The organism is Cellulomonas sp. A375-1 (genome assembly GCF_001040865.1).
Taxonomy (GTDB): domain Bacteria; phylum Actinomycetota; class Actinomycetes; order Actinomycetales; family Cellulomonadaceae; genus Cellulomonas; species Cellulomonas gelida.
Genome location: NZ_LFKW01000063.1, coordinates 23,038 through 32,163, shown reverse-complemented (window position 1 = coordinate 32,163; position 9,126 = coordinate 23,038). Strand labels below are relative to the sequence as shown.

Below are 9,126 nucleotides of genomic sequence, written 5' to 3'. Positions count from 1 at the left end.
CGCGCGTCCGAGCGGCTCGACGACGGCCTCGTCGAGCAGCGTGCCCACGTGCGCCGCGGCGTCGGCCTGGTCCTGCACGGCCTCGGCCAGCTCGTCGACCCAGGCGCGCAGCGCGGTCAGCGACCCGCGCAGCGTGCGCCCGATCACCGCGCGCGCCCGGTCCGGGCCCGCGAGCATGAGCAGCCAGCGCTGCACGGGCGCCACGACGCGCGGCTCGAGCGGCCCCTCGTGCGGACCCTGGTCGGGCACCACGAACAGCGGAGACCCGGCGAGCCCGTGCTCGCGCAGCCGTGCGAGCAGGTCGCCGCGCACCGCCGGCAACGACGCCGGGGGCACGCGGTTGAGCACCATCGCGATCGACGCCCCGCGGGCCACCGCGTCCTGCAGCACGCGCCACGGCAGCGCGTCGCCGTAGCGCGCGGCGGTCGTGACGAACAGCCACAGGTCGGCAGCCTCGAGCAGCCGGTGCGCGGAGTCGCGGTTGGCGTCGAGCACCGAGTCCAGGTCGGGTGCGTCGAGCAGCGCGATCCCGCGCGGCACGGCCTCGTCGGCGACCGCCTGCGCGGTGCCGACCAGCGGGTGCGCCTCGAGCAGGTCGGCGTCGCCCGGGTGGTGCACGAGGACGGGTTCGCGCGTCGTCGGCCGCAGCACGCCCGCGGTCGTGACCTCGCGCCCGACGATCGAGTTGACCAGCGTCGACTTGCCCGCACCCGTCGAACCGGCGACGACGACGACGGCCGGCGCCGACAGCTCCGTCAGGCGCGGCACGAGGTGCTCGCCGAGCTGGTCGACGAGGCGTGCCCGGGAGGCGCGCGCGGCGTCCGTCCCCGGCAGGTCGAGCGGGAAGCTGGTCTCCTCGACGTCGCGTCGCAGGTCCCGCACGGCGTCGAGCAACGAGCCCGCGGCGAGCGGCCGGGCGAGGATCGAGCGCGGGTCGTCGGCGGTGTGGCGACCGGCGCGCCGGTCGGCGTCCTCGACCTCCGGGAGGGCATGACGTGCCCCACCGCCTGCCGGACCGTCGGTCAGCAGGCTCGCGGCTGCGCCCGCCGGGGCGTCTCCCGCGGGCTGTGCTGCCGTCGTGTCGGGCCGGACGCTCACGGCGTCCATTGTCGCGGCGAGGGATGACCTGCACAAACGCGCCACGCGGGCGACGCCGTCCCGATTCGTCCCGAATCCTGGGCGCCTTCGCCGCGCGCGCGGCGGGGTGCGGGTGCGGTGTGCCCCCGGCAGGACTCGAACCTGCGACCGACCGCTTAGAAGGCGGCTGCTCTATCCACTGAGCTACGGGGGCGGGACACACGGCGCACCCGTCCGGCCTCGGCGGCGAGGTCGCGGCGGGTGCACCCCGCGCACAGGCTACTGAACCGCCTCGCTCACCTCCCACCGACGTCCGGCGGCGACGTGCGGCGCGGCAGGGCGGTCGTCGTCCGCGCGGCGCCGCAGCAGCCGGACCGCGTTGGCGATCACGACGAGCACGGACGCCTCGTGCACCAGCATGCCGACCGCCATCGTGACCCCTCCGGCCACGACGCCGACGACGAGCAGCACGACCGTGACCAGCGCGATCGCGATGTTCTGGCGCATCACCGCGACGGTGCGCCGCGCGAGGTCGACGGCCCGCGGCAGGCTCAGGAGGTCGTCCTTCATGAGAGCGATGTCGGCGGTCTCGACGGCGACGGCCGTGCCCGCCGCCCCCATCGCCACACCGATGTCGGCCGTGGCCAGCGCGGGCGCGTCGTTGACGCCGTCGCCCACCATCGCCACCGTGTGCCCGTCGGCCTGGAGCCGCGCGACGACCTCGAGCTTGTCCTCGGGCAGCAGCTCGGCCCGCACGTCGTCGATCCCGACCTGCGCGGCGACCGCGCGGGCCACGCCGCGCGTGTCCCCGGTGAGCATGACGACCCTGGTCACCCCCGCCGCGCGCAGGCGCCGGACCATCGCGCGCGCGTCGGCCCGGACCGTGTCCGCGACACCGACGACGCCGACGACCCGCGAGTCCAGCGCGACCACCACGGGCGTGCGACCGGCGGACGAGAGCCGCTCGACCTCGGCCGCAGCGCGGTCGTCGCGCTCCACGCCGTCGAGCAGCCGCAGGTTGCCGACCGCGACCCGGCGGCCGTCGACGGTCGCGACGACGCCCCTGCCGACGACGGGCTCGGTGTGCTCCGCGAGCGCGTCGACCGGCACCCCTTCGGCCGCGGCGGCGTCGAGGATCGGCCGCGCCAGCGGGTGCCCGGAGCCGGCCTCGGCGCGCGCGGCCCATGCGAGCACGTCGCGGCGCGTCAGGTCCGCGGCGAGCACCACGACGTCGGTCACGTGCGGTGCGCCCTCGGTCAGGGTGCCGGTCTTGTCGAGCGCGACGGCGCTGATCCGCGCCGACCGCTCCAGGTGCTCGCCGCCCTTGATGAGGATGCCGTCGCGGGCGCCGCGCCCGATCCCGGCGACGACCGCCACGGGGATCGAGACGACCAGCGCCCCGGGGCAGCCGATGACGAGCAGGGTCAGCGCCAGGACCACGTCGCCCGTGACGAGCCCCGCGACGACCGCGAGCAGGATGACCGCGGGGGTGTACCAGGCCGCGAACGACTCCGTGAGCGTCTGGGTGCGCGCCTTGGCGTCCTGCGCCTCCTCGACGCGGTGGATGATCCGGGCGAGGGTCGTGTCCGCGCCGATCCCGGTGGCCCGCACCTGCAGGAACCCCCCGGCCGACACGGTCCCGGCGTAGACGCGGTCGCCCGCCGCCTTCTCGACCGGGATCGACTCGCCCGTGATCGACGCCTCGTCGAGCGCGCCGACACCGGCCACGACGACCCCGTCGACCGGCACCTTGGCGCCGTTCTTGACCAGGACGATCTCGTCGTGCGCCACCGCGGTCGCGGCGACCTCGACCTGCGTGCCCTCGCGCACGACGACCGCGGTCTGCGGTGCGACCGCGACGAGCTCGGCGAGCGCCGAGCGGGTCCTGCTCACGGTCGCCGCCTCGAGCCAGTGCCCGAGCGCGAACAGGAAGGTCACCGCGGCGGCCTCCCAGTACTCGCCGATGACGATCGCTCCGACCGTGGCCGTCGAGACGAGCAGGTCGATGCTCACGACCTTCACCGCCAGCGCGCGCACCGCGCTGGCGAGGATCGGCCCACCCGCGACGACGGCCGCGACGACCATGAGCACGTCGGAGGCGACGAGCAGGCCGGGCGTGCCGGACAGCGGCACGGCCTCGGCGTGGCCGCCGGCGAACGGGTTCACGCCCGCCACCAGCGACAGCACCGAGGCAGCGGCCACGAGCAGGCCGGAGGCGGCCAGCCGCACGCGGGGGTCGCGCGGGCGCAGGAGCAGGGAGGTCACGACGAGGCCTTTCGAGTCAGATCCGCTGGGGTGTGCAGGAGTGGCAGCGGGCAGGGGCTGGGGCGGCGGCCGCGCGTGTCAGAACGCCGCGGGAGCCGCCCGGTAACCCGCCTGGGCGATCGCGGCGACGAGCTCGTCGACTGTGGTGACGGCCGGGTCGTGCTCGACCTCGACGCGGCCGGACGCGAACCGCACCTCGACGGAACGGACCCCCGCGAGGCGGCCGACCTGCTTCCGGATGGTGGCGACGCACGACGGGCAGCTGAACCCCTCGGCGCGGAGCACCGTGCGGATGACGGTGCTGTCGGCGGTCTGAGTGCTGGCGGCGGTCTGGCTGCTGGTGGCGGACATGGTCTGGCTCCTTGGTGGACGGGTCGCCGGGGATGTCCCGGCACACGTCACGCTAGGAAGACGCAGGTGCGGCCACCATGACCGCCGTCAATCAACCGCGCACCGTCCGTCGACCGCGCACCGTCCGTCGACCGCGCATCGTCCATCAACCGCGCGTCGCCCATCAGCCGCACACCGGCCAGGGCCAGGGCGAGCCCGGGTCCCGGCCCGTGCGCGGTAGCGTGGCGGGACGCCGGGGCGGACCTCGCGGCCCCGGAGGCCTCTGCCGTGGAGCGACGCGATGACAGCCCAGGACGCCCGTGCGCGCCACAGCGTTCCGCGCGGCGCGCGGCGCACCATCCCGCTGCGGGAGGTCACGCTGCCGCACCGGTGCCCGCGCCCGGTCCGGATGGCCGTCCTCGCCCGCGCGCCGTACTTCCGCGGGCTGAGCGAGCCCGATCTCGACGGCATCGACCGGCGCATGCAGACGCGCTCGTGGGCCGCGGACGACGTCATCTACGCGGCGGGTGACCCCGGTGACGCGCTCTACCTGGTGGCCGAGGGCACGGTGAAGCTGTCGCAGGTCACACTCGGCGGCACGGCCACCGTCACGGAGATCCTGGTCCCGGGCGAGCTGTTCGGCGCGATGGGCACGCTGGGCGAGCCGTACCACCTGCAGACGGCGTCCGCGCTCGTCGGGTCGTGCACGCTGCGCATCGACCAGGCCGACTTCCGCGAGGTGCTGAGCGAGCACGCCGTGGTCGCGCTGCGCGTGCTCGACGACGTGGCCGCGCGGCTGGCGCGCGCCCACAGCGACATCGGCGGGCAGACCACCGACACCGTCGCGCAGCGCGTCGCGACGACGCTGCTGCGCCTCGCGGACAAGCTGGGCCGGGACCGCGGCGCGGCGGGCGTGCTGCTCGAGGTCCCCCTGTCGCGCGCCGACCTCGCGGGCCTCGCCCGCTCGACGCCCGAGTCGGTGTCGCGGGTCATGAGCCGCTGGAAGAAGGAGCGCATCATCGACTCCGGGCGTCGCTGGACCGCGGTGCTCGACCGTCGTCGGCTCGAGGACGAGGCCGCGGGCACGGACTGAGCCGAGCAGGTCCCCTGCGTCCGGCCGGTCGAGCAGGGCGGGCGGGCGGGCGGTCGAGCCGGCCGCCGAAAAGAACGTGACCGAGGTATCAGGCGCGTGGTCGAGTGGTCCTGCTCAGTCGTCGCGCCGAGGGTCATCGGCCGGCGGCTCGTCTGCGGCTCGACCGCAACTCATCCACCCCTCGTCAGGAGCTTCGTCATGCATGCCTTCTTGTCCTTCGACCTCTTCCAGACCCAGCAGCGCGAGCTGCAGGCCCGCTCCGAGCTCGCGCGTCGTCGCGACGAGCGCGCGCACGATCTGGCGCACGCCTCGAGCCATCCACCGGAACGCCGTCGCGCGCGCCGGTCCCTCGTCGCCGCGCGGCCACCCGCGCACGTCCGCGCCGCCTTCTGACGATGGCGACGCACGACCAGCCCCACGAACGGGCGTGGCCCCCTGCCGGGCCACGCCCGTTCTCGCGTCCGGAGGGGTGCCGCGCGCCCGTGTGAGCACGCGCCGCGTGGTGGACGGCCCTCGACTGCCGCGCGTGCCACGATGTCGCCATGCACGCAGGTCAGGCCCGCACCGACGGCGCGCGAGGTCGGGACCGCTGATGGGTCGCCACGCCGGGAGCACGCCACCGGTCGATCCGCGCACCCGGGTCACCGTGTGGCTCGAGCGTCTGCTCGTCGGGATCGGTGCGGGCGGCGTCATCGCCGTCGTCCTGCGCTGGGCCGGCACGTCCGCGAGCACGTCGGTCGTCGTCGGGGTGGCCGTCCTGCTCTTCGTCCCGCTCGCCGCCTGGGTCGCCTCGACGGTCCCGTCGTCGGACGCCCCCGACGACGAGCACGACGAGCGGCCCGACGAGCGCCGCTGACGCACCTCCCGGAGAGCCGTTGGCGGCAGCAGACCGCCCGCCGCCCTAGGCTGACCCGAGTGACGAGTACGACGAGCCAGCCCAACGGCCACGAGAGCGCCGACCGCATCGTGTGGATCGACTGCGAGATGACAGGGCTCGACCTCGCGGCCGACGCCCTCGTCGAGGTCGCGGTCGTCGTCACCGACTCCGAGCTCAACGTGCTCGGCGAAGGTGTGGACCTGCTCATCGCCCCGCCGCCGGAGGCGCTCGAGCAGATGGGCGAGTTCGTCCGCACCATGCACACGACCTCGGGCCTGCTCGACGCGCTGCCGACCGGCACGACGCTCGAGGACGCACAGCGCCAGGTGCTCGACTACGTGCGCACGTGGGTGCCGGACCCGGGCAAGGCGCCGCTCGCGGGCAACTCGGTCGGCACCGACAAGGCGTTCCTCGAGCGCGACATGCCGGACCTCGTCGGCCACCTGCACTACCGGATCATCGACGTGTCGTCGATCAAGGAGCTCGCGCGCCGCTGGTATCCGCGCGTCTACTTCGCCTCGCCGCCCAAGAACGGCGGGCACCGCGCGCTGGCCGACATCCTCGAGAGCATCGACGAGCTGCGCTACTACCGCGCCGCGCTGTTCCCGGCCGCCCCGGGCCCCGACTCGAACGCCGCGCGCCGCATCGCCGCGCAGATCGTCGCGACCTCGGTCACCAAGGCCTGAGCCGCGCGGGCCGGGGTCCCGGGCGGACGTGACGACCGGCCGGACATGACGACCAGCCGGACATGACGACCAGCCGGGCATGACGACCAGCCGGGCATGACGAAGGGCGCCGACATCGTCGGCGCCCTTCGTCATGCGTGGGGTGGCTAACGGGACTTGAACCCGCGACCCCCTGGACCACAACCAGGTGCTCTACCTACTGAGCTATAGCCACCACGTCCCGGTGAGACCGAGCCGTGGATGAGTGTAACGGCTCTGCGGCACCGGTTCGCACACGGTGTCGCCGGTCAGGCTGTGACGCGTGCGACCACCGCGTCGACGAAGTGCTCGAGCGACCCCGCCGCGTGCGCGAAGAACAGGCTCGGCTCCGTGAGCTCGAGCTCGAGCAGCACGGGGTTGCCCTCGTCGTCGGGGATCAGGTCGACGCGCGCGTACAGCAGCGGGCCGTCGAGCCCCAGGACGTCGGGCAGCGCGGCGACGACCGTGCGCGCCAGCTCGAGCTCGCGCTCGCTCGGCTCGACGGGCGACATCGTCTCCTCGCGGTACAGGTGCCCCTCGTCGGAGCCCTCCTTGTACGGCCCGGACAGCAGCGCGCCCTTGCGCACCGCGTGCGAGAACTCGCCCTCGACGAAGACCAGCGCGGTCTCGCCGACCGAGTCCACCTGCGTGAGGTAGCGCTGGATCATCACCCACCGCCCCACCCCGAGCAGGTTCTTGGCGTGCATGATCGCCTGCGAGCGCTGCGGCGTCTCGTCCGCGCGGTACCGACCGGTGTCGCGCGAGCCCGCGCTCACGGTGGGTTTGACGACGAAGTCGCCGAAGGCCGGGAACCGCGTGTGGATCGCGCGCGAGTCGAAGTTGCGCGCGGGGTCGAGCCAGATGGTGGGGACGGTCGGGACGTCGCGCGCCTCGAGGTCGCGCAGGTACGTCTTGTCGATGTTCCACTGCACCACGGCCGCGGGGTTGAGCAGCGTGCTGGAGGCCTCCACGCGGCGGGTCCAGTCGACGAACTGCACGGGGCGCTGCGAGTAGTCCCACGTGGAGCGGATCAGGACGTGGTGGTACGTGCCCCAGTCGACGGTCGGGTCGTCCCACACGACGACGTCGGTGGCGATGCCCCGCGCCTCGAGCGCCTCGCGCAGCGGGACGTCGTCGGGGTCCAGCTCGGGCAGCTCGGCGCAGGTCGCCAGAGCCAGTCGTGCGGGCTGCGTGCTCGAGGGCGTGGTGGTGCTCGAGGGCGTGGTCACGCTCGAAGCGTACCCAGGGCAGCAGCCGAGCCACCCGCCCGAGCCCCATCACCTGCGCCGACGAACCGAAAGGCCCCCGACGCGCGAGAGCGTCAGGGGCCTTTCGAGGTGGTACGGCACCAGGGACTCGAACCCTGAACCCGCTGATTAAGAGTCAGCTGCTCTGCCAGTTGAGCTAGTGCCGCGCGGGAGGAAACGTTAGCAGGCACCTGGCCCCGGGAGCGAACCGGTACGCCTGCCCGTGACGAGGGTCACGGGCAGGCCGCCACGACGCCCCCGTCGTCGGACGGCGACCGTCACAGGTACAGGCCCGTGCCCTCGCCCGTCGCCCGCGGCGCCGCGACCGCGTGGACGTCCTTCTCCCGCAGCAGGAGGTACGTCTGCCCCTCGAGCTCGACCTCGGCGCGCTCGTCCGGGTCGAACAGCACGCGGTCCCCCACCTCGACCTGCCGGACGTGCTGCCCGACGGCGCGCACGTGCGCCCACGCGAGCCGCTTGCCGACCGTGGCGGTCGCGGGGATGACGATGCCGGCCGCGGAGCGTCGCTCGGCACCCGCGGAGTCCAGCTCGACCAGGACGCGGTCGTTGAGCATGCGGATCGGCAGCGCACCCGCCTCGGAGCGCCGGACCGTCGGGGCGGCGGACGCCGCGGGTGCGGTCCCGGCAGGGCCAGGGGTGCCTGCGGGGCTGGGGGTGCTGGTGGTGCTGTCAGGGCGGTCGGAGTGCGCTGCGGTCACACCCGCACGGTATCTCGCGCACGTCGTCGGACCCGCGGCCGCCGCCTAGGCTGGCACCTGCCCTGCACGCACCTCGAAGGAGCCCCGATGCCCCGCCTCGCCGTCGGCGACACCGCACCCGACTTCACGCTCCCGACGGCCGACGGTGGCAGCCTCACGCTGTCGGACCTGCGCGGCCGGCGCGTCATCGTGTACTTCTACCCCGCGGCGGGCACCCCGGGGTGCACCAAGCAGGCGTGCGACTTCCGGGACTCCCTGTCCGCGCTGCAGGGTGCCGGCTTCGCGGTCGTCGGCGTCTCGCCCGACCCCGTCGCCAAGCTCGAGACGTTCGCCGCCGAGGAGGGGCTGACGTTCCCGCTCGTGTCCGACGAGTCGCGCCAGGTGCTCGAGGCGTGGGGCGCGTACGGCGAGAAGCAGCTCTACGGCAAGACCGTCACGGGCGTGATCCGCTCGACCGTGGTGCTCGACGCCGACGGCACGGTCGAGCTCGCGCAGTACAACGTGCGTGCCACGGGCCACGTCGCCAAGCTGCGGCGCGATCTCGGTCTCGACTGACGCGCACGCCCGCTGTGGGAGGATCGGCGGGCCGGCGGGAGTGGTGAAACGGCAGCCACGCCAGGTTTAGGTCCTGGTGCCCTCACGGGCGTGCGGGTTCAAGTCCCGCCTCCCGCACCCAGAGTGCACGGCGCGCGCGGCGCGTCGTCGTGCCCGTCCGCCCCACGCCCTCCGCGTCCGCGTGACGCACCCCCGCCTCGTGGTGTCACTCGTACGGGTGAAGCGATTGAGCGCTTCCGCCGGGCCGTGCATCGGGAGC

General features: G+C 74.3%; 10 protein-coding genes and 4 tRNA genes. 5 read left to right on the top strand and 9 right to left on the bottom strand.

Going from position 1 to position 9,126, the window contains the following annotated elements; genetic code table 11:
- From CWIS_RS07355 to CWIS_RS07340, 4 genes are all read right to left on the bottom strand, one after another.
- A partial coding sequence (locus tag CWIS_RS07355) for a GTPase domain-containing protein (protein WP_197080782.1) occupies window positions 1-1,107 on the bottom strand: 1,107 nt, incomplete at its 3' end.
- 111 nt (window positions 1,108-1,218) lie between these two features.
- A tRNA-Arg gene (locus tag CWIS_RS07350) sits at window positions 1,219-1,291 on the bottom strand.
- 65 nt (window positions 1,292-1,356) lie between these two features.
- Window positions 1,357-3,342, bottom strand: coding sequence for a cation-translocating P-type ATPase (locus CWIS_RS07345; protein ID WP_048342607.1), 1,986 nt, complete (start codon window positions 3,340-3,342; stop codon window positions 1,357-1,359).
- Between the two features lie 78 nt (window positions 3,343-3,420).
- Window positions 3,421-3,693 carry a heavy-metal-associated domain-containing protein gene (locus CWIS_RS07340; RefSeq protein WP_048342606.1) on the bottom strand — a complete coding sequence of 91 codons (273 nt, stop codon included), beginning with the start codon at window positions 3,691-3,693 and terminating at the stop codon, window positions 3,421-3,423.
- 280 nt (window positions 3,694-3,973) lie between these two features.
- On the opposite strand from CWIS_RS07340, the gene CWIS_RS07335 reads away from it, so the two are divergent.
- A complete protein-coding gene (locus CWIS_RS07335; RefSeq protein ID WP_048342605.1) occupies window positions 3,974-4,765 on the top strand; it encodes a Crp/Fnr family transcriptional regulator in 792 nt (263 codons plus the stop codon).
- Between the two features lie 114 nt (window positions 4,766-4,879).
- On the opposite strand, the gene CWIS_RS18325 is transcribed toward CWIS_RS07335, so the two are convergent.
- Window positions 4,880-5,071: a hypothetical protein gene (locus CWIS_RS18325; RefSeq protein WP_156186585.1), complete on the bottom strand. Its 192-nt coding sequence runs from the start codon at window positions 5,069-5,071 to the stop codon at window positions 4,880-4,882.
- A gap of 286 nt (window positions 5,072-5,357) precedes the next feature.
- Between CWIS_RS18325 and CWIS_RS18705 the strand changes: the two genes are divergently transcribed.
- Together CWIS_RS18705 and orn are read left to right on the top strand one after the other, a co-directional pair.
- Complete coding sequence (locus CWIS_RS18705; protein ID WP_170210866.1) at window positions 5,358-5,621, top strand: hypothetical protein; 264 nt, start codon at window positions 5,358-5,360, stop codon at window positions 5,619-5,621.
- Window positions 5,622-5,680: 59 nt separating this feature from the next.
- Window positions 5,681-6,328, top strand: a complete 648-nt coding sequence (orn, locus tag CWIS_RS07325) for an oligoribonuclease (RefSeq protein ID WP_369796512.1) — start codon at window positions 5,681-5,683, stop codon at window positions 6,326-6,328.
- A 138-nt stretch (window positions 6,329-6,466) separates the two neighbouring features.
- On the opposite strand, the gene CWIS_RS07320 is transcribed toward orn, so the two are convergent.
- The 4 genes from CWIS_RS07320 to CWIS_RS07305 all read right to left on the bottom strand — a co-directional run bounded on the left by CWIS_RS07320 (window position 6,467) and on the right by CWIS_RS07305 (window position 8,168).
- Window positions 6,467-6,542, bottom strand: a tRNA-His gene (locus CWIS_RS07320).
- 73 nt (window positions 6,543-6,615) lie between these two features.
- A complete protein-coding gene (locus CWIS_RS07315) occupies window positions 6,616-7,575 on the bottom strand; it encodes a RimK family alpha-L-glutamate ligase (protein WP_048342603.1) in 960 nt (319 codons plus the stop codon).
- Window positions 7,576-7,684: 109 nt separating this feature from the next.
- Window positions 7,685-7,760 (bottom strand) — tRNA-Lys (locus tag CWIS_RS07310).
- Between the two features lie 111 nt (window positions 7,761-7,871).
- Window positions 7,872-8,168, bottom strand: a complete 297-nt coding sequence (locus CWIS_RS07305) for a co-chaperone GroES (RefSeq protein ID WP_048342614.1) — start codon at window positions 8,166-8,168, stop codon at window positions 7,872-7,874.
- A 231-nt stretch (window positions 8,169-8,399) separates the two neighbouring features.
- Between CWIS_RS07305 and bcp the strand changes: the two genes are divergently transcribed.
- On the top strand, window positions 8,400-8,867 hold the full coding sequence (gene bcp / locus CWIS_RS07300) for a thioredoxin-dependent thiol peroxidase (protein WP_048342602.1): 468 nt from the start codon (window positions 8,400-8,402) through the stop codon (window positions 8,865-8,867).
- 34 nt (window positions 8,868-8,901) lie between these two features.
- Window positions 8,902-8,984: transfer RNA gene (locus tag CWIS_RS07295), tRNA-Leu, on the top strand.
- Window positions 8,985-9,126 lie beyond the last annotated feature (142 nt).

Excerpts from the sequence above, each read along its gene's own strand:
- CWIS_RS07340 (WP_048342606.1), bottom strand. The coding sequence starts at position 3,693 with ATGTCCGCCACCAGCAGCCAGACCGCCGCCAGCACTCAGACCGCCGAC.
- bcp (WP_048342602.1), top strand. The coding sequence starts at position 8,400 with ATGCCCCGCCTCGCCGTCGGCGACACCGCACCCGACTTCACGCTCCCG.
- CWIS_RS07305 (WP_048342614.1), bottom strand. The coding sequence starts at position 8,168 with ATGCTCAACGACCGCGTCCTGGTCGAGCTGGACTCCGCGGGTGCCGAG.
- CWIS_RS07335 (WP_048342605.1), top strand. The coding sequence starts at position 3,974 with ATGACAGCCCAGGACGCCCGTGCGCGCCACAGCGTTCCGCGCGGCGCG.
- CWIS_RS18705 (WP_170210866.1), top strand. The coding sequence starts at position 5,358 with ATGGGTCGCCACGCCGGGAGCACGCCACCGGTCGATCCGCGCACCCGG.